We start from the raw sequence: 25,527 nt of genomic DNA on the forward strand, positions 1-25,527 counted from the left end.
CAACCCGCAAATCATCAAAGTCGCCCCGGGTTGTCAGCCCGACAAAAACCATCGGACTAACAACCCCTTCACCGCAGAGAACGTCACTGGCAACCTACAGCTAAACTAGAGCTATCTAATCAGTCTGCATAAATACGATAAGACAAAGCAAATCAACAATTGGACCATTATTCTGAAAAAATTATCTAATTTTTTCACTTAACCATGAACATCAAAAAACACTTGCCATCCTTTACAGTAAAGTCGGACGACAAGTGTTCATCTAGTTCATAATAACCGTTTTAATTTCGTGACACAGCCGTTCGCCGACATAGCCACCCGTAAACAATACTCATCACTAGGCAAATTCCTAGAATATAGGCGGGTAAGGTCGTAATACTGCCATGATGCAACCAGCTCATCAAGTACGTCAGGGCGCTGACCGCCAAGTAGTAGCCGAGACTGAACCAGCCACTGGTACTGCCCATCACGGACTCGTAACCAATTAAGGCTCGGTTGAGCGCGTTGGGTAACGTCACGTTCAGTCCTAGGAAGACGACGAAAATTCCAACCAACATCCCGAGAACTTGATTCAAACTAGCCGCCATGACTAGCCCAACAGCCGCGACGCTACTGAGCATCAAGCCACCCAACGCGATGTGCATCGGTGACCAGTAATTGACTAGCCAGTTCACTAATAGCGCACCACCTAAGCTGGCGGCTGCCAGTAATAAACCGAGACTGCCATAAGCGACGGCTGAAAAACCAAAGTGCGCTTCAAAAATAAACGGCGCTTCGGCGTAATAACTAAACAAAATTCCATTGATCCCACTAATTAAAATCCCGTAGGTCCACACGACCGGGTCACTCAACAGCCGCTTGACGACCAATTTTTGTTGCGACCAGTTGGCCACTTTTACCGTAGTTGGACGCGTTTCGGGCAAACAAACCCCTGCATATAAGAGGCAGGCAATCGCCATCATAATCAAAACGGAAAAGACGTTGTGGTAACCCCACATGGTCTGCACACTTCCGCCGATCACCGGCCCAAGTGCTGGCGACAACGCCATAGCGGCACTGACCTTCGCAAAGACCTTGGCTCCGCTCACGCCACTAAAGCTTTCGCGCATGATAGTTTGCGTGACGACCGACCCGGCACTCGCCCCAAACGCTTGCACTAAGCGGCTCCCTAATAGCCAGTTAAATCCGGGGCTTAAAAGCAACCCTAAGTTGCCCAGTAAATAAAAGACGAGGCCGCCGAGCATGGCAGAACGCCGACCGCGGTAATCCGCGTACTGGCCCCAGAAAAGGACCCCGATGGCAAACGCCACGAAGTAAATGCTCATAGTCAGCTGACTACGACTGGCGCTGACGTGTAAGGCATTGCTTAGTGCCGGTAGGATGGGGGTAAAAATCGATTCACTGATTTGTGGGAACCCCACCAACGTGATTAATAATAGTAGTGATGGAACTTGTTTTTGGACGTTTTTCATTTAATTTAGACTCCTATTTAAATTAATTTGCGGAAAAACGTCCTTTTCCATCTACGGCCACACACACTAAAATTTGTTCGTATTTCATGCGTAGTCACCTCATTTCTTGCTCGTATCACTGTACGGGATATAATTAAATTTGTCAAAAACCATTTTTTAGCAAACTAAAAGGCCGCTCCAAATTCGAGCGGTCTTTCTGATTCAGTTATGTTTAAAGATCATAGATTAATCTACCAAGCGTATTACCAAATGTTTCTAACTTACTTGCGCCAAGTTCTCGGTTAGCTTTAGTAATATGAAAATCACTTAAATCTTCAGCCATCGCAGCCAAGTTTTTGTTTTGAGACTTGCTGAAACGTCCCTTAAAAATCTTATAAACCTTTAAAACTGCCACTTTATCTTTTGCGGCATCTTCACTAAAGTACAAATAATCAGCCAGCCCATGCCCCATTGAGTCATAGTCACCATCGGAAACAACTGCAGAGTTTTGAAAATCTGAACTAGCTGACATCATTGCGCGATTGTACGCTATTAAATCATTTTTCATAATTTTCTTTTTGTTAATTGGTGCTTTTCCGGCAATCAAATACTTGCTGTAAATCCAGCCCTTTTTCTTGCCAGCCGTAATATATGTCAAAGAAGACTTCTTCCCCGACTTCTTGATTTTAGCCTTCTTTGAGCGGTACCAAGTCGTGTACTTATATTTCTTCATGTTGTACTTTTTCTTGGTTAGCTTTGCGCTGCTGTAAATGTAACCCTTTTTACCGTGATAAGCCTTCTTCGCAACCTGAGTCGTTGAGATGACCTTCACCTTTTTACTAGAAGCATCCGCCGTAGTCGTTAGGCTTGGCGCAACTAGTGCTAACCCCAACACCAGCATTAAGCCAGCTTTTAAAAATCTTTTCATAACTAAAATCCTCCCTTTTTATAAATATAATTATAGCACCCGATTGATTTATGGGAACAAGAAAGTAAGGGGTTTCTAACTATTTAAATACTACAAATCAGCTACTGGTAAGCTAGTCCGGTTGCCTCTGATGACATGTGGTCGTGGGACCGGACCTAGCCTGGAACAAGTAACAACGATAGTAAGTCTATTTTAAGCGTAGTCGGGTAGCCTTGGTGTGCTGTGTCGGCAAAATTGGCAGGTGTTTCTTATCTGCCAATTTTGCGGGGCGATTCAAAGACGTGGGCTGTCGGCTTTGAATCGAGGTGTCAGGCCGAACCTTGGCTGGCACCGGCCCCCATAGCACAAGGCTACCCGACGGAACGAATAACTTAGGAATGACGATTGCTACTGTTACAGTGTTAATCGCAATTTTAGACTTTTCAACCTTTAGTCAAGACAACAAAAAAACCGCTACGTCACTGCCAAAGACAGTCATGTAGCGGTTTGTGTTATTCAAGTGACTAATTACGAGATCAACGATCCATTGACCATGGCTTCTGGCACGGTGATCAATTGAACTTGACCATCGTGTTCGGCAGAAAGCAACATGCCTTGGCTCATTTCGCCGCGCATCTTGCGGGCCTTCAAGTTACCAACGATGATGACTTTCTTACCAATCAAGTCTTCTGGTTCTGGATACCACTTTGCGATTCCAGATAAGATCTGACGGTGATCCGCATCCCCTGCATCCAATCGGAATTGGAGGAGCTTGTCGGCACCCTTAACTTTTTGAACGTTAATGACTTCCGCAACCTTTAATTCAACCTTGTCGAAATCTTCAATCTTGATTTCTGACTTCGTTAAGTTTAAGTGCGTTTGCGCTGGGTCCCAATCGTGTTCAACTTCAGCTTCGTGCTTTGCAGCTGCCATTGCTTTACGACCCTTTTGCTTATCTGACTTGGTCATCTGACTCTTCAAGAAGTCGATTTCTTCGTCCATATCAACCCGTGGGAAGATTGGCGTTCCCTTAGCAACAACTTGCGCACCGGCTGGTAAGTCGCTCATCTTCAAGTCAGCGATGGCTAAGTCGTTAATGTCTAAGCCAAGTTGTGTGAAGATTTCCTTTGGTGCGTGCGTCATAACGGGACTGATCAAGCTGGCGATAACGCGTAAACTAGCGGCTAAGTGGGCCATGACACTGGCTAACTTAGCTTGGTCCGCTGAATCTTCGCTCTTAGCTAATTGCCAAGGCGCCGTTTCGTCAATGTACTTGTTCGTCCGGCTAACCAGTTTCCAAACTTCGCCCAATGCGTTGGACAAGTGCAAGCTATCCATGTCATCGTTATAAGCCTTGATCACGTCAGCGGCCGTCGCTTCAAGGTCGGCGTCAAATTCAGTGACGTCCGACTTAAAGGCTGGCAACTTCCCGTCTTCGTACTTATTAATCATGGCAACGGTCCGGTTCAACAAGTTACCGAGGTCGTTTGCGAGGTCGTAGTTGACCCGAGCAACGAAGTCTTCCGGCGTGAATGACCCGTCGTTGCCATAAGGCATTGCCTTAATCAAGTAGTAACGTAAGGCGTCCAGACCGTAATGTTCCACGATCGTTTCAGGGTAAATCACGTTCCCCTTTGACTTGGACATCTTGTCATCGCTCATCAACAACCAGCCGTGACCAAAGACCTTCTTTGGCAATGGTAAGCCCAAAGCGTGTAAGAAGATTGGCCAGTAAATCGTATGGAAACGCACGATTTCTTTCCCAACCATCTGGACATCAGCTGGCCAGTAATGGTTGAACAAGTCTTCGCTATCGCCAGTCGCGTAACCAAGTGCGGTGATATAGTTCATCAACGCGTCTAGCCAAACGTAAACCACGTGTTTTGGATCAGACTTAACGGAAACGCCCCAAGTAAAACTCGTCCGCGTCACTGATAAGTCTTCCAAACCAGGTTTAATGAAATTATTGATCATTTCATTCATCCGGTTCGATGGTTCGATAAATTCAGGATGGGCTTGGTAGTAATCGTATAACCAATCGGAATACTTGCTCATCTTGAAGAAGTAGGTCTGTTCCTTAACCAATTCAACGGTGTGGCCACTTGGTGCTTTCCCACCAATGACCTTACCGTTTTCGTCACGGAAGACTTCGGCTAATTGCGTTTCCGTGAAGTATTCTTCATCGTCAACTGAGTACCAGCCTTCGTAGTCGCCTAAGTAAATGTCGCCACTCTTAAGCAACCGGTCAAAGATTTCTTGAACGGCGTGTTCGTGGTAGTCATCGGTCGTCCGAATAAACTTATCATTTGAGATTTCAAGCAGCTTCCATAAATCCTTGATCTGCTTAGCCATCCCGTCCACGTAAGTCTTAGGATCAGTGCCTAATTTTTCAGCTTTTTCTTCAATTTTAAGACCGTGTTCATCCGTCCCGGTCAGGAAGAAGACATCGTAACCCATGGCCCGCTTGTAGCGTGCTAAGGTGTCACACGCAATGGTCGTGTAAGAGTTACCAATGTGTAATTTCCCCGAAGGATAGTAAATCGGCGTCGTAATATAATAGGTTGGTTTTGTTTCTGCCATGACGTAAATCCCCTTCAAACTTGTTTGTAGTTCACTCATAATTAGTTTAGCACCGTCCATTAAAATTTACTCATTTACGGGCGACGCGACGGTTCCCGCTAACTAACGAGGGTCCCGGTGTAAACTCTTTTCCATTGTATCATACTTCCCGGTCAGGTTAGGAACTGATGAGAGCAACATCTTTCAACCGGTGAGCAGTTTAGCTATTATTTGATAACTTTCTCGCAACTTTCACTGGCGGTCGTCTAATTCATAGTATTCCTAAATAAAATCATCTAAACTAAGTACAGAGGTGAGTTCATGTTTCGTCAAATGCAATATTTCGTGGCAGTCGTCAATAATCACAGTTATACCAAAGCTGCCGAAGAGTGCCAAATCTCCCAATCGTCACTTTCCCAGCAACTAAAAATTCTTGCCGAACAACTAGGTGTGACCTTAGTCAAGCGGCAAGGACGCAGTTTTGAGTTAACTCCCGCTGGTGAATATTTTTATCATCATTGCCAAGTGGTCCTAGAACAAGTCGAACACTTAGTTACGGAAACCCAAGCCATCGAAAATCACACTCAGTCAACCTATACGTTACGTCTTGGCTATCTAAGAAAATTCGGCTCGCAAGAATTTCTACAAGCTGTCTCGGAATTTTCACAAGCCTACCCGCACGTTCGTGTCCAGATTCATAGTAATTCTTACACGGAGCTCTTTTCACAACTCCGTGATGACAAAATTGACTTGAGTTTTTCTGACCAACGGCATAACTTATCAACTAGTTATGAGAATAAATTTTTAACGTCCGCCGATTACATGGTCATTGTTGCAAACAACGCCTTTAAGACTAAAGAGACGGTCATTGATACGACTGATTTGACCGACTTGCCTTGCATTCTCATCGTGGGTGCTGATCAATACACTTCCGAACAAGCTTATTATCGAGAGGTTCTAGGCATTCAAAGTCCTTTCCAAATCGCTGCTAGTTTCGGCGAAGCTCAGATGCTAGCTGCTGCTAACCAAGGCTACGTCGTCGTCAACAGTCGCACCGGTAGTCATATTGATCCCAATACTAACCGGGTTTTGAAGTTGGTCGACCACGGTCGCGACTTGACTCAACATTACTATGCCTATTGGAAAAAAGATAATTCTGGGTATTATATTGAAACTTTTGCTGAAATTTTAAAAAATCAATTCCATTAAAGCGTTCAGACCATCTGAGCGCTTTTTTGCTGGCTTCAAACCTCACCTTCCTGCAATCATCGCAATTACCGATTGATTCCATCGAAAAGTCAGATTGGTTACGAAACTTATCCAAGCTATGATAAGACTCGTTCACATCAATCAACTTAGAAAGGGAGTCGTTAATCATGACAAGCGAACAAGTCGCCTTGCTCAATTGTACCCACCAAATAATGACGGCGTTAATAACTAAAAATGTCGGTTTACTCAATCAGATGTTAGCACCCAGTGCCGAGTACACCCCCCTTGATGGTCATCCAGTCTCTAAATATGACTGGATCGATATGATTCAAAACGACACTTTACTTTACTTGGACTTTTCAACCATTTCGACACCTAAAATCAACGGTAGCCACGGCAGCGTCTGTATGCCCACACAAATTCAGTTTGCTAGTAACCGTCCAGCTACCGTCCAACTGCAATGGACCTTTATTGCCGATAATCATCGCTGGTTATTAATTAACCAAGTGGCTCGCCGGAACCAATCGGAAAAACCGATTAGTCGCTTCACAAATTAGAATTGGTTCTGTCCCAACGACTGATTAAACTTAAATCAACCTAAAAAACAAACAGGAAGTGATTCAGTGTTACTTTTAGTATTCCCAGTGGCAATGGGGGCCGGTTTAGCCATGCAAACCGCAGTCAATGCCAAAATGCGCCAAATTGTCTTATCCCCCTACCTATCTTCTGGCCTTTCATTTTTAATCGCTTGGCTATTTTTACTGCTACTCAGTATCGCCACCCATCAACCGTTACTCATTAGTCCAACTGTTATTAGCCAAAATCCCAGTTGGCTCTGGTTAGGCGGCCTGTTCGGGACCATCGCCTTAACCGGTAATGTCATCTTATTTCAGGCAATTGGTAGCTTACAAACCACTGTGTTACCGATTATGGGGCAAATTTTTATGAGTATCATTATTGATCAATTTGGTCTCTTTAATTCGCCAATTGTCCCCCTGACCATCGCCAAGTTAGTCGGATTGCTACTAATCGTTGGTGGGGTCGTGCTGTCACTTGGCATCCTTGATTATCATGAACCGTTCAGTTCAGAAGCAGGAACCGTTAATCATCAGCTTAAAACCCATTTTTATCAAATCTTTGCCGTCATTTCCGGAATGCTCATGGCGATGCAAACAGCGATCAACGGTCATCTGGGGACGGTGCTCCAATCACCCGTTCAAGCCGCATTTATCTCGTTCACGATTGGGGTCGTTTGTTTACTGTTAGTCAACCTCATTACTTTGACTAACGTCGGTACCTTGCGTTTGGCAGTTAAACAAGGCCCACACTACTGGTGGATTTGGATTGGCGGAATTATTGGAGCTTTATATATTTTAGGCAGCGCGTGGTTAGTCCCCCGTGTTGGGACTGGCCAAGTCGTTGTCCTAGCCCTATTTGGTCAATTACTAGGAAGTGCCTTGATTGAGAACTACGGGCTTTTCGAATCAGCCGCTAATCGCATGACACGCTCTAAGTCGATTGGCTTACTATTAATGTTTATTGGTGTCTTAACCGTTAAATTTATTACCCTTTAGGAGGAAAATATCATGAAAAATATTTTAATTTTAGGTGCTTCTGGATCCATTGCAACCTTGGTCGAACGCCAATTACTTGATCGCCCGGATGTCCAAATGACCCTCTTAGCTCGTCATCCCGAACGTCTGGCAGAAGATATTCATCACGACGCTCGTGTCAAAGTAGTCGTAGCCGATGTCGTCAAAGATTATGACCAACTGGTGACAGCCATGAGCGGACAAGATATCATCTATGCTAATTTGTATGGCGCTAACCTCAAACAACAAGGACAGGCCGTTGTCAAAGCGATGCGTGCGACCGGGCTCAAACGTATTATTTGGATCTCGGCAAACGGTATTTACCAAGAAATCCCAGGAAAGTATGGCATTTGGAACGCCCAAATGCTTGGAAGCACTCTGGATGCCTACGCTGCCGGTGCTAAGGTGATTGAAACCAGTCAGCTCGACTATACCATCATTCGACCCGCCTGGTTTTCTGACAAACCAACGATCAGTTACGAACTAACCCAAAAAGGCCAAGCCTTCAAAGGTACCGAGGTCTCACGCCTGAGTGTTGCTAGCTATATCAGCACCTTGTTATTAGACCCACAACAAGCGATCAAACAATCAATCGGGATCAACGAACCTAATACGGATGGGGCTAAACCCAGCTTTTACTAATTTTAAAATCTGAAAGAAGTTTTACTAATGAAACTAATGGTTTTAGGCGCTTATGGCCAACTTGGGCGTCGAATCGTGGAACTTGCCAACCAACGACACTGGCAAGTCGTTGCGATTGCCCACCGCGCGCACGCTGAAATCAATTTAAATCCGGCTACAATACTGATCAAAGATGTCCGTCAACTGACTAAAACTGATGTCGCTGGTTTTGACGTCATAGTTGATGCAACTGGTGGTTGGCAGCCCAAAACAGCTCCCATTATTTACGATGGCTTAGCGCACGTGGTTCAGTTGCTATCTACCGGCCAGACCCGCTATTTAAAGGTGGGCGGTGCCAATACGCTCTATATCAACCGTGACCACTCACAACAGTTACAGTCGTTGGATAGCTACTATCCAGCTAAATACCGCTACTTATGTAACGTTCATAATCAGGCGCTAACCCTGTTACGAACTTACTCGAACATTCCTTGGACTTACGTGACTCCACCGGTTAACTTTGTACGTCAAGGCGCAGCAACTGGTCATTATCACGTTGATGGTGAAGATTTTCGTCCCAACTTACGCGGCGACGACGGGCACAACGACTATATCAGCTACTCGGACTTTGCCTTGGGCATTATTGAAATAATTGCCCAGCAACGCTACTTACGCCAGCAGATTACGCTGGTCCACGGCGACCTACCTACTACTAATGAATGAGGTGATTTTTTGAAAATTATGGTCATTGGGGCTTACGGTCATGCGGGGCGTTTAATCATGCAAACGGCACTCAAGCGTGGTCACACGGTGATTGGGATTGCCCACCGTCAGCATCAAAATGTGAATCAAGCCCATGTCACCATTAAAGATATGATGGCTCTTAATCAACAAGACGTTGCTCATGTCGATGCCATTGTTGATGCGGTTGGTGCTTGGACACCCAGTACTGAAATTGTTCATTACCAAGGCTTATTGCACATGATGACCCTCATTAAGGGAACCAATATTCACTATTTAAAAGTTGGCGGTGCCAACACGCTGTATATCGACCAAGCGCATCAGCACACCTTACAAGAACTGCCACTTTATTATCCCGATTACATGCAAGATTTATGCACTGCTCATACGGAAGGGCTCAAAATTTTGCGGACTTATACCCATGTTGATTGGACCTACGTCACGCCAGCTTAAAATTTTGATCCGACCCGGCGCGGTAATGGCACGTACCATGTTGATGGGGAAAACTTTAAAGCCCCCCAGTCTAAAAATCCTAATGATGGTCGTCATGACTACATTACTTACGCGGACTACGCTAAGGGCATGCTTGATATTATTGAGCAACACCGTTATATCCGACAACGGATTACCCTTGTCAGTGGCAACAATCCCGTTCCAACACAACGCTATTAACGTGATTTAATCCAAAGATAGACGTGTAACCCAATTCGGTTGCACGTCTATCTTTTTTGACTGAGTTCTTTAAAAACCGGGTCACACAATTATTAACCTACACTTGTACGTGCTTATTTGACTAACTGAACTTTTGACCACCAAGTCTGACATGCCGCTTCCGCATGCGCCACTTGACCGCCAGTGAGTCCCAACCCGGTTGCGACCTTCACGCCTGGAAGCAACTGTTTGAAATCTGCTTCGTAATCATCCGGCGTTCCGGCATCGGTGTAGAACGGTGCCACAATGCCTTGGTAATTGCGTAGCTGGGACAAGAAAGTCCGCACCGGTGTCGCCACTTGGCCTGACCAGACTGGTCCACCTACTAAAATTATTGAATACTGCGTTAAATCCGGTAACGAATTAGTCAGCGTTGGCAACTGACCCGTCGCTAACTGTTGCTTCGCTTTGTCGGAAGTGGCGTACATATCACCTGAAAAAGTACCCGCAGCAACCGTGAGATCCACGCGAGTCGCCTTGGTCACAGCTTGTAACGCCATCGCCATTCTAGCGGTCGTCCCCGACCATGAATAAGTCACTAATAAAACTTTATTTGCCATGTTAATGCCCACCTTTACTCGTTTGAATACCTTTAGCCTAAACCTTAAACCGCACTTTAAGTCAAGTCGGCGTTAAAAATAGCGGTTCAGAAATTAGGATTTCTGAACCGCTATTTTAAATTGTGCTGCTTATCGGCTGGCATTCGCTAAAACAAGTCCAACTGTTGGGGCCCCAGATCACCAAAGGAAATTCCCAGCATATCTTTTAGCGTTAACGCGTTATCGGCCGCATCGCCACCGGAATTGTTATTGAAGATCACACAGACTTCTTTAGCCTGTTGCTGCAACTGCTCAACGGTCGCTTTAAATTCCGTCAATTCCGCATCACTATACCGATACAAGGTTCGTTGACCGCGCCAACCGGGCCCCTTTGTCGACCATCCTTGCTGATTACGACCATGCAAGCGCATCAGCGCAAGTTGGGGACTCGTGACGACTGGTTCAAAGCTCACCCCATCATTTAAAGCGTGCGGTTCATCCACAACGACGTGGGCCACACCTAAATCCTTCAAGAAATCAAAGACTGAATCCTTAACGCCCGGTTCATACCAACTCTGGTTACGAAACTCCACGGCAATTGGCAGCCCTGGTAACCAGTCCACCATCCGCTGTAAGTAATGAAAGTTCTTGTTAGAGCGTTCAAAAAACGGCGGGAACTGGAATAGAATTGCTTTTAGCTGGTGGTGTTGCGTCAACGGTTTGATCATGGCCCGGTATTCCCGGTAAGCCGTCTTCAAGGCGTCCATCGACAGGCCTTCGTCTTGCACGTTATGCAAAGTCATGACCTGATTGGCCTTCAAGATAAATTGAAATTTATCCGGAACCTCCTTTTGCCACTTAGCAACGGTCGTCACCTTGGGAATCCCATAAAACGGGGTGTCGACTTCCACGACCGGCAAGACCCCGGAATATTCAGTTAAGGTCAGCTTGTCGGTTCCCCCAAGTAAGCTAGGGTGTTCCGTCCAAGTTGTTAGGCCAATTGTAATCATCCCACGTTCACATCCTTAAAGAAGTCCACCGCATTTTGCTGAACCATCGTAAAGTCAAATGGCAACTGTAGCGGTTCCTCGTTAATTGCTAACACCTGCGCCTGCGGATTGCGATAATCGATCAGCCCAGCAAACGGATAGACCCGAAACGACGTCCCACAAATCACGACGAGGTCGGCTTGCTGTAAATATTCGACAGCGCGTTGAATGTTCATCTGGCCGATGCCTTCATCGTATAACACGACGTTAGGGCGTAAATAGCCATGATCAAGCTCGTGGTATGGTGACTTTAAGTAGTCCTGCCAATCCACGTGCTGCTTACATTTCGTACAGTAAATCTGATATAAGTTGCCGTGAAACTCCACTAAGTTTTTGGTGTCGGCCACGTTATACAGATTATCAATATTTTGTGTGATCACACTGGCCCGTCCTTGCTGGGTCAACGCCGCCATTTTTTCATGGATGACGTTGGGCTTAGCTTCCGGGTAATACAAGTTTTCCTTCAAATACTGATAAAAGTCTTCCGGATGATCTTGTAAAAACGCGTGGCTGAGATAGTACTCAGCGTTGTGATGTTCAGTGTATAAGCCGTTTTTAGAACGGTAGTCGGGAATTCCCGAGGGCGTCGAAACCCCGGCGCCGGTCATAAAAACAATGTGTTGACTCGTTGCAAGTAATTCTTGTGCGGTATTTTCCATACTGCCACCCCCCGTTTAAAACTAACGTAACGTATATGGTAAATTCATTTCTTGGAATAATTCCTTGACGGTCTTGTCATAAGTTTCCTTGAAGAAGGCGTCGCTCTTCTTTTGGGTCGGTGCCGGCAAAACAAAGGCATTTTGTTGGTCGCCCTTATTGAGCCCGATGTACGCCCGGGTGTGTTTCTCTTTATCCAACATATCTGAATGGTAGATATCAAAGAGTTGCCGCACTTCAAGTCGTTCCTGACGTTCGCTCAAGACACTCTGCATCGTCACGAATTCGGTACCGTGTAACATTGGCAAATGCCAAGCCGTCATCTGCTCATCGAAAGCCTTAAAGAGCTTCACCACGGCGCGCCGCATCGCAAACGGTGTATCGACCGCTTTTTGCGTGATGACTTCGTATAACTTTTGGGCTGCAGGGAACGCCTGTGGGAAGTCATCCGCCACGCGGGCAATCAACTCAGGCTTTAGTTCACCATCGAAAAAGACTAATAAGTCCGTTAACGTTAATAATCGTAACGTCATCATGGCGTCAGTCTTCTTGGGGTCTTCCGGGTCGATGGTTGCGTAGACCCCTTTCACGTATAAGTCTTCGATGTTGACGTCAATCAAATCATGTTGCCGCTGTTTTCCAACGACCAAAACGTGGCTAACCATGTCGTAAAGTTCCATGGCAATGGCCATCAGTTGCTCGTCCAACTGTTGATCACGGGTCGTTAAGTTAAAGGTGATCTGTGGAAAACCTTGTAGTAACAACAATAAATGCAATAATTCGTGCGAAGCCGTGTAATTTGGCGCCGTAACATCGTTAACTTGCACGGTCAAATCACCATCATTCATCACCTGTTGGGCTTGGTCATGCCGGACATAGCCCGATTGATCCTGCCCAAAGCTGACACTAATGTTGCCAGGATACAGTGAATTGGCGGTACTTAATAAGTCGGTTACGGTTTGGTTCAATTTAGTTTCAGTCATCGTTTTCTTCCTTTGATTGGCGTAACGCCGCAATTAGTTTTTGAGTCGTCGTTAAATCTTGCTGCGGTGCGAGTTCTAGTCGCTGTAAGATAACGGGGAGTTCGTCCGGTGTTGCACCCGCGGCCATGGCCAGTGATTTTAATTGAAGGTGCATGTGCCCCTGCTGAATCCCAGTCGTCACTAAGGCGCGCAGTGCGGCTAAGTTTTGAGCTAAGCCGGCCGCGACCATCACGCGTTCCAATTCGGGTGCCGTCTTGATACCTAGGACGCGCTGGTTTAACTGGGCCAACTCGTTGATTTTAATCGAGCCCCCAACGACGCCGACTGGTAGGGGCAGTTCCAAACTGCCACGCAAAACTTCACCATCGGTCGTCCAAGTGCTCATCCCACGGTACTGGCCATCCTTGGCAGCGTACGCGTGCGCCCCGCTTTCAAGTGCCCGCCAGTCATTGCCAGTTGCGATGGCGACCGCGTCGATACCGTTCATAATGCCCTTATTGTGGGTCGTTGCCCGGTACGGATCAATCTGAGCGACCGTGCTGGCAGAAGCCATTTTCTGCGCAACGAGTGCGCCGGAATAGCGGCCAGCCTGCAACAGGCCGACCGGAATCGTACACTCGGCTTTGACCAGGCTAGCCGTCGCGTAGTTCGATAAAATACTCATCAACGGATTCGTCTTCGTAATGACACTAATTGACTTCGCCACGGCTTCCAACATGCTGTTCAGCATATTGGCGCCCATCGCAGCCTGGACGTCCACGAATAAGTCGACGGACAAATAGCCCTGGCCAAGGACCCGGGTACGAATCCGGCGGGCCCCACCGCCACGGCGCTTCAAGCTGGGGTGCGCTTCATCGGCAATTTTTAGCAACGTCGCCGAATGTTTCTCGATCAAGGTAGCGGTCGCTTGCGGATCAGCCAACTTTTCTAAAACAATCTGACCGACCATCTCGCGCTGTGTCAAACTCGTCGTAAATCCACCGGCACGCTTCACAATTTTAGCCCCGTTGCTTGCCGCCGCAATAACGGACGGTTCTTCGGTTACCATGGGCACGATTTTCGGTTGGCCATCAATCACAAAATTAACGGCTAATCCCATGGGTAACGGATAGTCCGTTAAATAATTCTCAATAATCTCGTGATGTTCGGTCACGTAGTACTTCTTAAACAGGGCTTGTTCAGCCGGTGTTAACTGGGCCTGTTCCGCAACAATGGCGGTTCGTTCAGCCCACGTTTTTTGATAAAAATGGCGGAAATCCGCAGTCATGATATCATTCCCATCTTAAGGTTCAATTTTCTGAATTCAAATGTTCTGAGATAATGCCTTCACGGACACCGCTCTCCGAAAAAATCACCCGGTCACTGTCGAGCATTTGGAGTAGCGTCACTAGTGGCAGCATCCCGCCAACAATAATATCGGCACGGTCGTATTCCATGCCAGAAATATCTTGGCGCCCCTGCTTAGAACGCGTCAACATATCCAAAAAGGTATAGTACACCGTTTCAGTTTTCAGGCGGTAGCCGTGAATATCTTCTACCTTCAATTTTTTCTGACGCCGACGGTTAATCCGGGCCAACGTCCGATTAGCGCCACCTAGCAAAATAATCGGGTAGTGCATCGCTTCGGTTAGCCACCAAACATCAGCCAAACGGTTCCGTAAAAACATCTGCGCCCGAAATAGACTGTCAGATGGCACCACGTCATCCAATTCAAATTGTTCTGATAAGGTCACCGCACCAAACGGCAAACTGATCAACTGTTGTTTACACCCATTTTTGACTAAAATTAGTTCGCAACTGGCGCCACCGGTATCCAAAATCAAACAGTCGTGAATTACCAGAGAGTTGGCCACACCTAAGTAATCGTAGTAGGCTTCATCGTCACCAGACAACACTTTTAAATCCAAGCCCACTTCTTGTTTGACTTGATTTAAAAACGCCCTTTGATTTTTCGCCATCCGGACAGCCGCCGTGGTAATTCCAATGACATCGGTATTTGGCATCTGCTCATATAGCCGCCGAAAATTTAACAACGCCTTAATTGTCCGTTCAATCGCAGCTGGTTGTAAGACGTGTTCCGGCCCCATCGCCTCGGATAACCGCGTATCTTCTTTGACCCGTCTGATCTCCTCAGCGTGACCATTGGCATGCAACCGACTAACCGCCATCCGCGCTGAATTGGAGCCTAGGTCTACAATTGCTAAATTTCTCATAAAACACCACGCTCGCTTTTCCCATTGAAGTTTTAGTTAGGTTTATTTTACCATTAATCCCCCGCCGACTGGGGTTGAGTGCCGCAAGCCGAGTAAGACTGGTGAAATATGCTCCAATCAAAAAGGAGCCCGCAGTCTTAGCCACAAGCTCCATCGTTATTCTAATGTTCAGTTGCCATAAATTCAGCAATGATCTTCCGCACCTCATCCGTCGACTTAGCGTCCATCATCTGATTACGCAGTTCCGTCGCACCGAGTTCCGGGCGTGCGTAAATCTTGAAGAACCGTTTGAGTGACGGAAAACGGGGCACGTCGTAACGGGTCGCAAAATCATCAAACAGATTCAACTGCATTTCTAATAAACCCAATAATTCATCTAATGAATGCGCTTGTGGCTGGGCTTCAAAAACAAACGGGTTAGCAAAGACCCCGCGGCCAATCATCACGCCATCGAGGCCAGGGTGTTGCTTTGCTAACTCAAGCCCGTCCTGATAGGTCGCGATGTCGCCGTTGATTTGTAGCAACGTTTCCGGAGCAATCACATCCCGCATCCGAATCAAGTCATCGATGACTTCCAAGTGCGCCGGCACCTTACTCATTTCCTGTTTCGTCCGTAGATGAACCGTCAAAAGGGCCACGTGTTGTTCCAGTAAAGTTGGAATCCAACTTCGGTATTCATCTAATTTGCTGTAACCGAGCCGTGTTTTTGCACTGACCGTTAGCCCGGAAGTCTTGGCCGCGGCAATCACGTCGGCAGCCCACTGCGGGTTACGAATCAAGTCACTGCCACCATGATTTTTGATGACCGTCCCATCCGGACAGCCCATGTTAATATCCACGGCGCTAAAGCCTTGGTCACGTAACGCCGCCGCACCGGTTTCAAAGTCAACCGCTTCATTGCCCCACAGTTGTACAACTGGCCTGTGAGCTTCCGCTGGCGCCACGTATAGGCGTCCGTGAACTGGAAACTTGGTGTTCGGATTCGTGATGCTCTTGGCGTAAACAAATTCGCTGAAAAATGCATCGGGTCCGCTGGCGTGGGCAACAACTTGCCGAAAGACCGTGTTACTGACGGCTTCCATCGGTGCCATGGTAAAAAAAGGCCGCCCAGCTTGGCGAGCGCGCGTTGCAATTGGGGTCCAAAATGAGGTTTCTGTCAAAATAAGTCCTTCCTATCTGTTGGTATGAATGATTTTTATTTTAGCATGAACGGACTGTAAATACCCATATCCCGTTTAATTGCCGCCAACAGTAGCTTAAATTAACTACTTAATTTCTTTCACAAAATAAATTAAGTGCATCCTCGGTTGAACTTCATCACAACGATGTGCAACCTGCTTATAGCCCAATTTCCGATATAAATGAACTAGTTTAGTCTCTTCAGCAATCGTATCCACCTGCCACTGACGCACTTCCGGATAGGCATTTTCAACAGACAGTAACATGCGCTGGGCGTAGTGTTGTCCCTGAAACTGTGGTAAAACCAACAGTGGTGAAATACGGACTACTTGCTGACTGGCATCAAAAACAAGGCCTAAAAAGCCAACCGTCTGATGGTCAACTTGATAATAGTAAAACCGTCTGTTAGGTTCTCGATACTTAGCACGCAAGTCTGATAGTGATTCCAAGTAAGGATTCGTCAATCGGTCGTGATACTTTTCATATAACGGCTTAAACGCTCGTTGATACATGGCTTGCACCCGTGACAATTCCGTTGATTCGACCTTTATCAATCCCATATACTACCTCAATCTACTACTAGTTAAACACCTTTAGTCCGCTTTTCATCAATTGTAGGTAATGCAATTGCTTCTAAAAAACTAACCTGTTTAACATCTTGGCGTGGCAAGTCAATCACGCGTTGATACTTTTCTTCAAAATCGGTGGGACTACACCACTTCGTTCCAATTTCATCGTACGAATCTTCTTCAGAAATGTCCCCATCAAGTGCAGTCGCAATCGCATCGACCAGCACGTAAAAAGCGTGACTGGTAATCATTAACTCATCACGATATGGCGTTGAAACTAACACCCGCTTCTTCTTTTTAAACGGTTGTACGGTAATCATTTCCCCAATTCGCTTAATAGGCAATTCATGCCATTTCTCGTCATATTCCCAATAGCGTAATCCCAACGCGATTGTAAGCTGTTCATTTAATTCTTGATCAGCACCGGTGTGGTTCACCGCAACGGCTTCATCTTTTCCCAGTTGCCACATTTTGACGGCTAACTTTTCCCAAGATAGCTTCGTTTCAAAGCGGTGTTTATATTTGATAATTGCTCGCATCTTTAAATCTCCTTAATATAGATAACTGAATTTTGAAAATTCAGTCTCATCTAATGACAAGGTATCTCCCTCTAAAGCGCTAAATCGCTGTAACACTTCTCTTGGCGCATCCAATAATGATCGGTACTTCAACTCAAACTCAGAGATACTTTGCCACGTTTGCCCCTCATCTTCACTAATCTTACCGTGGGTCGCTTGGGCTACCTCCAAAATCAGGACAGCGTAAGCCCGCACCTGCATCACAGTTTCGGCACAGAAAGGCGTGGTAATTTGCAACCGCCGATAACGTTGTAATGGGGCCATATAGATGGACGAGTACTCTCTTCTTGCTGGAAACTGTTGCCATAATGGATTACTTGCAATATCTTTAAATTTAAAAAGTGCTGGACACACATCAAATGTTTGACGCTCATTTAACTTGGGTTCATCAGAGTCTTCTTTCAGTGACAGTGCAACCTCTGTTGGTGTTAGTTGCCACATTTTTGCAACCAGTGCCGACAATGATAAGTCTTGTGTCCACTCATCCTCCATCCTAATCAACGCTTTCATATTTTCCTCTTTTCTCACCACCGCAACGGAAACGGTGGGTCAATTTCATCATCATGACTTATACTCAACGTTTGTAACGCGGTGATACGGTGAATTTCCGCCCGATTCAATGTCAAAATAGTTGCGTACGGTGCTAGAAACTCCTCACGGCTTATCCAGGTCTTTCCCAAATCCAAACTAATGGTTCCAGGAAGTTGTTGCATCAGTAAGTCGACCATGACAACGTAGGCCCGCACAGTTACAAGCGCTTCAGCTTGATATTGAGTTGCTAACCAAAGACGGTATGGCTGTTTGAACGGTTCAACGCCTACCCGACTATCTACCTCCGACAACGCTTCAAAACCGCCGTTAGGAACAAGCCGCTCATAGTCTGGAATAAAGGGCTTCACATGCCAACTATGATCAACATTCAACTGCTCATCCCAGCCATCATGACTGAATTCAATCGGCTCATCTGGCGTTAGTTGCCACATTTGGCGTACAAAATTCTGTGCTGAAAAGTGCGTCCGTTGAGATTGATATTTTAAAATAGCCTGCATTTAGTCAGTCCCCTTCCTGTGAAAAGTTCGGCAATTCAAGTGCCGTCAAGCGGATAATTTCATCCCGCGACAGCTTCACGATTGGGTGGTACTTCTGGTCAAACGCCACACGCTTCTGCCAGGAGCGCCCGTTATCCTCACTGACACGACCACCCAGAATCCCCAACATTCGACTAATTAAGACGGCGTAGGCACGGGTTTGTACCAATGTCTCGGCGGGACAGTCTGTCTGAATTAACAGCTGATGCTTTTGTTCAGTGGCCCGCATCTCAATCGAACTATACTCATGATCATTTTCCAAGGCATCCCAGTCATCATTATCCCGAATTTCGGGTAGATCAAACCACGCCGGTCGGACAAACATTCCAAGCTGGTCATTTAATACGCGGTCATTACTGATCAGTGCCATTCGATTCTGCCACATCGCGTCCACATCGTCGTTCGTCAATTGACACATGGCACGAAACAGCTTAATAACATGTAATTTATGCTTCGGCTTATGACGATAATTAATTAACGCTTTCACCCGAGCACCCCCTCGCTATTTTCTTTTATATTACGCGTTTAATAATTAAATGACTACTGCATTTATAATCCAATTAATACTAACAGTCGAATAGGCTTAAATAACGACAAAAAAGGAGACCCAAAACGAGTCTCCTTTAGAAGGTTCTATTGATTTAAATAAATCGAATGATCAGAGGTTGTTGCTGATAGCATAGGTCGTGATAGTGGTGTAAGGGCAATGTTTTTTGCCCTTACACCACGGACGGTCCGGGACAATTGCGCTTTTTGCAAGTGTTCCGGGCGAGGGTCGAGACCGCTTCTCAGGATCGATCCGGTCCCACGACCGCATGCTATCAGCAACAACCGGATTAGTTAATTATTTAAAATAGTTAATCCCAATGGCATCTTTCATTTCGTTCCAAGTTTGATCAGCAACGACGTTAGCTTTGGCCGTCCCGTCTTTCAAAATCTGGAGCACTTGGGCAGGATCAGCTTCGTAAATCGCACGCCGTTCGCGGATTGGCCGTAATTCACCGTCCAAGACTTCCATCAAGTAACGTTTGATCTTAACGTCACCTAAGCCACCGTGTTGGTATTGGGCCTTCAAGTCAGCGACTTTATCTTTGTCAGTATCGAAGATGTCTAAGTAAGTAAAGACCACGTTGCCTTCAACTTTACCAGGATCTTCAACGTGAATGTGATCTGGGTCAGTGTACATCGACATAACCTTTTTCTTTAAGGTATCCACGTCGTCGGAAAGGTAGATAGCGTTGCCCAAGGACTTGCTCATCTTAGCGTTACCGTCTAAACCAGGAATTCGGCCTAACCCCTTTGCTGGGAAGTAGCCTTCTGGTTCAACCAACGTATTGGTGTCATAAGTTCGGTTGAAGCTCCGCACGATTTCACGGGTTTGTTCCAACATTGGTTCTTGGTCATCCCCAACGGGTACCGTCGTTGCTTTAAACGCCGTAATATCAGCGGCTTGGCTAACTGGGTAAACGAAGAAGCCCGCTGGCACACTTTCACCAAACGCCTTCTGTTTAATTTCCGTCTTAACGGTTGGGTTCCGGTTTAACCGTGCGACCGTCACCAAGTTGAGGTATTGGTTCATCATATCCGTCAAAGCTGGAATCTGTGATTGCACTAAGATCGTCGACTTCTCAGGGTCGATACCGACGGCCAAGTAATCCATGGCAACCTGCAATAAACTCTTCCGAATCTTTTCAGGATCATGGGCGTTATCCGTCAAGGCTTGGTTATCCGCAATCATAATGTAAGAATCGTAATCACCCGTATTTTGTAATGCGACCCGGTTACGTAATGAGCCAACATAGTGGCCAATGTGTAGCTTACCGGTTGGGCGGTCACCCGTTAATAATACTTTTTTTGTCATCGTCAAACATCCTTTCATACCTATCCTCATTCACCATCTACTAGGACGAAAAAACGTCCTAATCGACTTCATCAGTCAATTAGGACGCATCACCGTGGTACCACCTAAATTGCAGAAACATGTTTCTGCCACTCGTACGCCGATAAGGGTGGGTTCCCGGTTTTCACCGAATCTCCAAAAAGCCAATTCATTTGTCCGTTCCGACTTTCAGCATTTGCCAGATCTCTGTTGATGGACGCCTTACTGTTCTTTTCTTCAAAGATTAATTAGCTCTAGTCTAAGCGTTATCACGGACGCTGTCAAAGTTAAAATAGGTTCAGTTTACCAACCCGTTCAACAGCTTCAACTAGTCGTTCTTCGGAGACTAGTAAGCCGATGCGGACGTAGCCTTCCCCGTGTGGCCCAAACCCATTACATGGCGCAACGGCCACGCTGGCTTGATCTAACAGTAAGTTAGCGAACTGTTCGCTGGTGTAACCGGCAGGGACTTTCATCAAAGTATAGAAAGCACCACCCGGCTTATAAGCTGGCCAGTTGATCTTGGCCGCAGCACCCAATAAGGCGTCGCGCCGAGATTCATAACGGTCACTGATTTCCTTAGCCGCACTTTGGTCGCTATTCAAAGCCACGCTCCCAGCCCGTTGAATCGCTGGGAAGACGCTGACAAATAAATGATCTTGAATGAGGTTAATGGCTTCAATCATGTCTGGATTACCAACCGCAAACCCTAAGCGCCAGCCGGCCATGTTGTACGTCTTGGAGAAGGAATAAAATTCGATCCCGACGTCCTTGGCACCTGGCGTCTGCAAGAAACTAATCGGCCGTTTTCCGTCATAGCCGATTGCGCCGTAAGCAAAGTCACTGACCACGCCAATTTGATGTTCCTTAGCGTAGGCTACCGTTTGTGCGTAAAATTCAGGCGTTGCGACCGCACCAGTCGGGTTGTTCGGATAGTTCATATACAATAACTTGGCAGCGTCGGCCACGGCCGGGTCAAGGTGGTCAAAGTCTAATAAGAAGTTGTTTTCTTCCAATAATGGGTAAGTTTCGAGTTTCACTTTTGCTAACGCGACCCCGGAGAAATAGTCCGGATAGCCGGGATCTGGCATCAAAATGGTCTCGCCCGGATTCATTAACGCGTAGGGTAACTCCACTAGCCCAATCTTGGTCCCACCCAAAACAGCGACTTCTTTTTCGGGGTCCAGCTTAACGCCGTATTCCCGTTCGTAAAAATCAGCACACGCTTGTTTGAAATCCGGTTGCCCGCGGAACTGCGCGTATTTATGGGTTGCCGGGTCTTGCGCTGCGGTCGACAACGCTTCAACGATGAAGGGTGGCGTCGGTTGGTCCGGGTTCCCCTGGCCCAAGTTAATGACGTCCGCGCCGCTCGCCACTTTGGCGTTAACGTGTTGAACTAAACTAGCAAAAAATTGTTTGGGTAAATGTTGCAAAATATTAGACTCTGAGAATTCCATGGAGGCACCACTTTCTATTCATGATTTTTTTAATCGTTTAAAATCCAATTTAATATAATTCTGGACGCCGGTCGTCAAATACGGGGATCTGACCCCGGACTTGATCAACTTGCGCTAAATCAAGCTGGGCCGTGACGATCTGCGCGTGGTCTTCCGCTTGCGCAATAATACTGCCGAGCGGGTCGATGACCAGTGACTGGCCGCCAAAGTCGTTGTCCGGATCACTACCGACCCGGTTAACGGCTACAACGAAGGCTTGGTTTTCAATAGCGCGCGCCTGTAAGAGTAACCGCCACTGCGGCAGTCGCACGGTCGGCCATTCAGCGCTGACAAAAATCACCCGGGGACCCTGAGCCGCCTGTTTACGTAACCACTCTGGGAAGCGAATGTCGTAACAGATGACACCCATCGCGGGCACGTCGTCAATTGCAAATAAGTTTTCAGTCGCACCGGCCGTGATGTAGCGGTCTTCGGCCATCAAGCCAAACCGATGAACCTTGTCATAACGACTCAACAGTTTTCCCTGTCGATTGACCACTAACATTTCGTTATAGTATTGCCCATCTCGAGCCACTGCCACCGAACCGCCAACAATGTTGACGTTAAATTTTTGGGCCAGCTGACTCAGGAGCTTTAAGGTCCGCTGACCTTCCTCGTCCGCTAGAACGTTTAATCGTTGTAACGCGTATCCCGTATTCCACATTTCTGGCAACACGATTACGTCTACCGCTTGTTCCGCGGCCCGCTGAATTGCTGCTTGAACTTGAGTAAAGTTGGCATCCGGATCACCAAATTGAACGTCAATTTGCGCTAAGGCTACTCGCAATTTCTCACCCCATTGATTAGAATTATTAAAATCATATTAGAATACTTTTTGAATCCATGCAAGCGCTGACGAGAATTTATTGCCACTGGTCAAGCGCTTTAATTGACACCCCGCCCAAATCCGCCTAGAATTGTTCAAGCAATTTAGACGATTTAACAGACGGGAGGCCCTTTTCTTGGCAACATCAGAGCAGGAGCAACAACAAGAACAACGGCGGGTCGATCGGGTCATTGAGCAAATTAAAGAACGGTCAAAACAGACCGACGATTTATTGGCCAAGGCCCATCGAGAAACCGATGTGATTCAAACAAACTATGGTGATAATAACTCCGTCAACACGTTCGAAGTCGACGACCGGATTGAAACCAACGCCGAACTTCAACAACAAAAACAAATGGTCGAACGAGCCGTGGAGTCTGAGTCTATTTTAAAACGTCAGGTCGGCGTTTTAAAGGATTTGCGCAACTCACCTTACTTCGGCCGTATCGATATTCAAGACGACCCTAGTGATGAGCCCGAAAGGTTATACATTGGGACCGCCTCATTCGTAGACGCTGACCAAAATTTCTTGGTCTACGACTGGCGCGCCCCGATTTCTTCGGTCTACTATAACGGCACGCTGGGACAAGTCGACTATCAGACGCCAGCCGGCCAGCAAACGACCGAATTAATGAAGAAACGCCAATTTCAAATCAATCAGGGTCAAATTAAAAACATGTTTGATACCAACGAAACCGTTGGCGACGAAATTTTACAGTCCGTACTTGGCGAACAAAACGACGCGTACATGCAAAACATCGTTGCGACGATTCAAAAGGAACAAAACGACATCATTCGTGACACTTACAGCGATTTACTCGTGGTCCAAGGCGTCGCGGGTTCTGGGAAAACGTCCGCCATCTTACAGCGAATCGCCTTTTTACTCTACCATTCGCGTGCATCCCTTGAAGCGGATCAAATGGTCCTATTTTCACCTAACCGACTCTTTAGTCACTACATTTCAGAAGTGCTCCCGAGTTTAGGTGAACGCAATATGCGGCAAGTGACCCTCGCTGAATTTCTCAGCGCGCGGTTCCAAGGTCTGACCGTTGAAAGTCTCTTCGAACGTTACGAAAGTGACCGCAAAAATTCGGCACTAACACCAGCCATCCGGGCATTTCAGGAGAGTGCCGACTTCATGCGTCAAGTTGACCATTACTGTCACACTTTACCGGCTGATCAGATGCGCTTTACTAACATTGTCTTTAACGGCGAGATTTTCTTCCATAAAGCTTCCATCGAAAAAATTGCGGCGGAACTTCCCGCCGCCATGCAACCAGCCGACCGCTTTTTAGCCGTTAAAAACACCTTGATCAAACGCTTGAAACACCGGATCGACGATGAAGCGCAAGCCGACTGGGTCAACAACATCATTGATCAATTGACCGACGAAGCTTACCATGACCTCCTTGGCGACAAGCGGCGCGGTGAGTTCCAGTCCATGGATGACGAAGTTTTCTACATTGGTAAGCAGATCGTGACTAAGCGCCTGCGCCAAGTTTACGATGCCATTTATAACGGCTACTTCTTAGATACCTACGAACAGTACAATGATTTTCTGGGCCAAATCACGCGCCCAGACGACGTGCAACCTGACCAGTGGCGTGCCCGGATGCAAGCTTTCCGTAGCGGTATCGAGTACCATCGCATCGCCCTCGTGGACTGCTCACCACTGTTACTGCTCCGCGACATTTTAACGGGGAGTGGTCAGAACCGGCGGATGCAATACATCTTTGTCGATGAAATGCAGGACTACTCGCTAGCGCAACTGCTCTACATCAAGCACGCCTTTCCGTTAGCAAAGTTCACTTTATTAGGGGACAGCGAACAGGCCCTGTTCAAAGATATTGAACAACCGCAACAATTGCTGGAACGGCTCCGTGACGCCTTCAACGTTCGACGCGCCAACCTTATCACCTTAAACAAGAGCTACCGTTCAACCAAGCAGATCACCAACTTTGCTAAGGCCCTCTTGCCCGACGGTGACCAGATTCAAGCGTTCACACGTGAAGGCGACCTTCCTAAGGTAATGATTCGCTACGGAACGGACGCCGCGTTAAGCGGTCTATTGACCGAAGTTCAGTATCAGTTAAAATCAACCCACACCGTTGCCGTTTTAACTAAGGACCTTGCCGAAAGCAAACGCGTTTATCAATACTTGAAGCATCACACGGTCGCCACCTTAATGGCTGACAGTGACCGCACCATGCCACAAGGGGTCATCGTCATGCCAATCTACCTAGCCAAGGGACTTGAATTCGACGCGGTCGTGGCCTACGATGTCTCGGCAGAAAACTATCCGGACGCCGCTTCCGTTGGGGTGCTCTACACCATTGCGTCCCGGGCCATGCACCACTTGACCCTGCTCAGCATCGGCGACGTCGCCCCACTAGTCGCCCACCTCGATCCAACCTTATTCACGATCGAGCATCAGGTCCGTGTGTAACGGTTAAATTAACCGCTCCGTCGGACAGAAGCGGTGTGCCATGGGGGACGGTCGCAGCCATAATGCGGTCTGCTCCCTCAATTCAAAGCCGATAAACCACGTCTTTGAATCGCCCCGCAACATTAACCGGCAAAAAACGCTGGCTAATGTTGCCGCCGCGGCACACCACTTCTGTCCGCCTGCGCTAAATACAGTTTTACTGTTATTACTGATCTTAAATTTATTGAATAAGCT

General features: G+C 46.9%; 25 protein-coding genes. 7 read left to right on the forward strand and 18 right to left on the reverse strand.

Annotated features, from left to right (window positions below):
• Nucleotides 1-281 precede the first annotated feature (281 nt).
• The 3 genes from AAA939_RS01405 to metG all read right to left on the reverse strand — a co-directional run bounded on the left by AAA939_RS01405 (nt 282) and on the right by metG (nt 4,938).
• Nucleotides 282-1,472, reverse strand: a complete 1,191-nt coding sequence (locus AAA939_RS01405) for a multidrug effflux MFS transporter (RefSeq protein ID WP_338208122.1) — start codon at nt 1,470-1,472, stop codon at nt 282-284.
• A gap of 211 nt (nt 1,473-1,683) precedes the next feature.
• Complete coding sequence (locus tag AAA939_RS01410) at nt 1,684-2,379, reverse strand: hypothetical protein (protein WP_338208121.1); 696 nt, start codon at nt 2,377-2,379, stop codon at nt 1,684-1,686.
• A 507-nt stretch (nt 2,380-2,886) separates the two neighbouring features.
• Entirely contained in the window at nt 2,887-4,938 is a 2,052-nt protein-coding gene (gene metG, locus AAA939_RS01415; protein WP_338208173.1) for a methionine--tRNA ligase, read from the reverse strand.
• A 300-nt stretch (nt 4,939-5,238) separates the two neighbouring features.
• Between metG and AAA939_RS01420 the strand changes: the two genes are divergently transcribed.
• The 6 genes from AAA939_RS01420 to AAA939_RS01445 all read left to right on the forward strand — a co-directional run bounded on the left by AAA939_RS01420 (nt 5,239) and on the right by AAA939_RS01445 (nt 9,533).
• Nucleotides 5,239-6,126, forward strand: coding sequence for a LysR family transcriptional regulator (locus AAA939_RS01420; RefSeq protein WP_338208120.1), 888 nt, complete (start codon nt 5,239-5,241; stop codon nt 6,124-6,126).
• Nucleotides 6,127-6,293: 167 nt separating this feature from the next.
• Nucleotides 6,294-6,683 (forward strand): hypothetical protein, encoded by a 390-nt coding sequence (locus AAA939_RS01425; protein ID WP_338208119.1) that lies wholly within the window; start codon nt 6,294-6,296, stop codon nt 6,681-6,683.
• 66 nt (nt 6,684-6,749) lie between these two features.
• Nucleotides 6,750-7,700 (forward strand): DMT family transporter, encoded by a 951-nt coding sequence (locus AAA939_RS01430; RefSeq protein ID WP_338208118.1) that lies wholly within the window; start codon nt 6,750-6,752, stop codon nt 7,698-7,700.
• A gap of 12 nt (nt 7,701-7,712) precedes the next feature.
• Nucleotides 7,713-8,360, forward strand: coding sequence for an NAD(P)H-binding protein (locus AAA939_RS01435; RefSeq protein ID WP_338208117.1), 648 nt, complete (start codon nt 7,713-7,715; stop codon nt 8,358-8,360).
• Between the two features lie 27 nt (nt 8,361-8,387).
• A complete protein-coding gene (locus AAA939_RS01440; RefSeq protein WP_338208116.1) occupies nt 8,388-9,062 on the forward strand; it encodes an NAD(P)-dependent oxidoreductase in 675 nt (224 codons plus the stop codon).
• A gap of 18 nt (nt 9,063-9,080) precedes the next feature.
• Entirely contained in the window at nt 9,081-9,533 is a 453-nt protein-coding gene (locus AAA939_RS01445) for an NAD(P)-dependent oxidoreductase (protein ID WP_338208172.1), read from the forward strand.
• 332 nt (nt 9,534-9,865) lie between these two features.
• On the opposite strand, the gene AAA939_RS01450 is transcribed toward AAA939_RS01445, so the two are convergent.
• From AAA939_RS01450 to AAA939_RS01520, 15 genes are all read right to left on the reverse strand, one after another.
• Nucleotides 9,866-10,351, reverse strand: coding sequence for a flavodoxin family protein (locus AAA939_RS01450; protein ID WP_338208115.1), 486 nt, complete (start codon nt 10,349-10,351; stop codon nt 9,866-9,868).
• Nucleotides 10,352-10,497: 146 nt separating this feature from the next.
• Nucleotides 10,498-11,340, reverse strand: a complete 843-nt coding sequence (locus AAA939_RS01455; protein WP_338208114.1) for a DUF72 domain-containing protein — start codon at nt 11,338-11,340, stop codon at nt 10,498-10,500.
• The gene (locus AAA939_RS01460; protein WP_338208113.1) at nt 11,337-12,038 is read right to left on the reverse strand and encodes an NAD-dependent protein deacylase; all 702 of its coding nucleotides are present in this window, start codon (nt 12,036-12,038) and stop codon (nt 11,337-11,339) included. Before AAA939_RS01460 ends, AAA939_RS01455 begins: the two co-directional genes overlap by 4 nt.
• Nucleotides 12,039-12,059: 21 nt before the next feature.
• Nucleotides 12,060-13,019, reverse strand: a complete 960-nt coding sequence (locus AAA939_RS01465) for an IpaB/EvcA family protein (protein ID WP_338208112.1) — start codon at nt 13,017-13,019, stop codon at nt 12,060-12,062.
• Nucleotides 13,012-14,286, reverse strand: a complete 1,275-nt coding sequence (locus AAA939_RS01470; protein WP_338208111.1) for a hydroxymethylglutaryl-CoA reductase, degradative — start codon at nt 14,284-14,286, stop codon at nt 13,012-13,014. The genes AAA939_RS01465 and AAA939_RS01470 overlap by 8 nt, the downstream gene beginning before the upstream one ends.
• 22 nt (nt 14,287-14,308) lie before the next feature.
• Complete coding sequence (locus AAA939_RS01475) at nt 14,309-15,232, reverse strand: Ppx/GppA phosphatase family protein (RefSeq protein ID WP_338208110.1); 924 nt, start codon at nt 15,230-15,232, stop codon at nt 14,309-14,311.
• A 161-nt stretch (nt 15,233-15,393) separates the two neighbouring features.
• Nucleotides 15,394-16,392 carry a tRNA dihydrouridine synthase gene (locus tag AAA939_RS01480; protein WP_338208109.1) on the reverse strand — a complete coding sequence of 333 codons (999 nt, stop codon included), beginning with the start codon at nt 16,390-16,392 and terminating at the stop codon, nt 15,394-15,396.
• A 105-nt stretch (nt 16,393-16,497) separates the two neighbouring features.
• Nucleotides 16,498-16,971 carry a GNAT family N-acetyltransferase gene (locus AAA939_RS01485; protein ID WP_338225891.1) on the reverse strand — a complete coding sequence of 158 codons (474 nt, stop codon included), beginning with the start codon at nt 16,969-16,971 and terminating at the stop codon, nt 16,498-16,500.
• Nucleotides 16,972-16,994: 23 nt separating this feature from the next.
• Nucleotides 16,995-17,519, reverse strand: coding sequence for a hypothetical protein (locus AAA939_RS01490; RefSeq protein WP_338208107.1), 525 nt, complete (start codon nt 17,517-17,519; stop codon nt 16,995-16,997).
• A 12-nt stretch (nt 17,520-17,531) separates the two neighbouring features.
• The gene (locus tag AAA939_RS01495) at nt 17,532-18,068 is read right to left on the reverse strand and encodes a hypothetical protein (RefSeq protein ID WP_338208106.1); all 537 of its coding nucleotides are present in this window, start codon (nt 18,066-18,068) and stop codon (nt 17,532-17,534) included.
• Nucleotides 18,069-18,082: 14 nt separating this feature from the next.
• A complete protein-coding gene (locus AAA939_RS01500; protein WP_338208105.1) occupies nt 18,083-18,607 on the reverse strand; it encodes a hypothetical protein in 525 nt (174 codons plus the stop codon).
• Between the two features lie 4 nt (nt 18,608-18,611).
• Nucleotides 18,612-19,133, reverse strand: a complete 522-nt coding sequence (locus AAA939_RS01505) for a hypothetical protein (RefSeq protein WP_338208104.1) — start codon at nt 19,131-19,133, stop codon at nt 18,612-18,614.
• A 357-nt stretch (nt 19,134-19,490) separates the two neighbouring features.
• Nucleotides 19,491-20,507: a tryptophan--tRNA ligase gene (gene trpS / locus AAA939_RS01510; RefSeq protein ID WP_338208103.1), complete on the reverse strand. Its 1,017-nt coding sequence runs from the start codon at nt 20,505-20,507 to the stop codon at nt 19,491-19,493.
• A gap of 305 nt (nt 20,508-20,812) precedes the next feature.
• Nucleotides 20,813-21,982: a pyridoxal phosphate-dependent aminotransferase gene (locus AAA939_RS01515; RefSeq protein ID WP_338208102.1), complete on the reverse strand. Its 1,170-nt coding sequence runs from the start codon at nt 21,980-21,982 to the stop codon at nt 20,813-20,815.
• Nucleotides 21,983-22,031: 49 nt separating this feature from the next.
• A complete protein-coding gene (locus tag AAA939_RS01520; RefSeq protein ID WP_338208101.1) occupies nt 22,032-22,808 on the reverse strand; it encodes a carbon-nitrogen family hydrolase in 777 nt (258 codons plus the stop codon).
• 175 nt (nt 22,809-22,983) lie between these two features.
• Between AAA939_RS01520 and helD the strand changes: the two genes are divergently transcribed.
• Complete coding sequence (gene helD / locus AAA939_RS01525) at nt 22,984-25,293, forward strand: RNA polymerase recycling motor HelD (RefSeq protein ID WP_338208100.1); 2,310 nt, start codon at nt 22,984-22,986, stop codon at nt 25,291-25,293.
• Nucleotides 25,294-25,527: the final 234 nt, after the last annotated feature.

The sequence above is a fragment of the Lactiplantibacillus paraxiangfangensis genome, assembly GCF_036246185.1.
Classification (GTDB): domain Bacteria; phylum Bacillota; class Bacilli; order Lactobacillales; family Lactobacillaceae; genus Lactiplantibacillus; species Lactiplantibacillus paraxiangfangensis.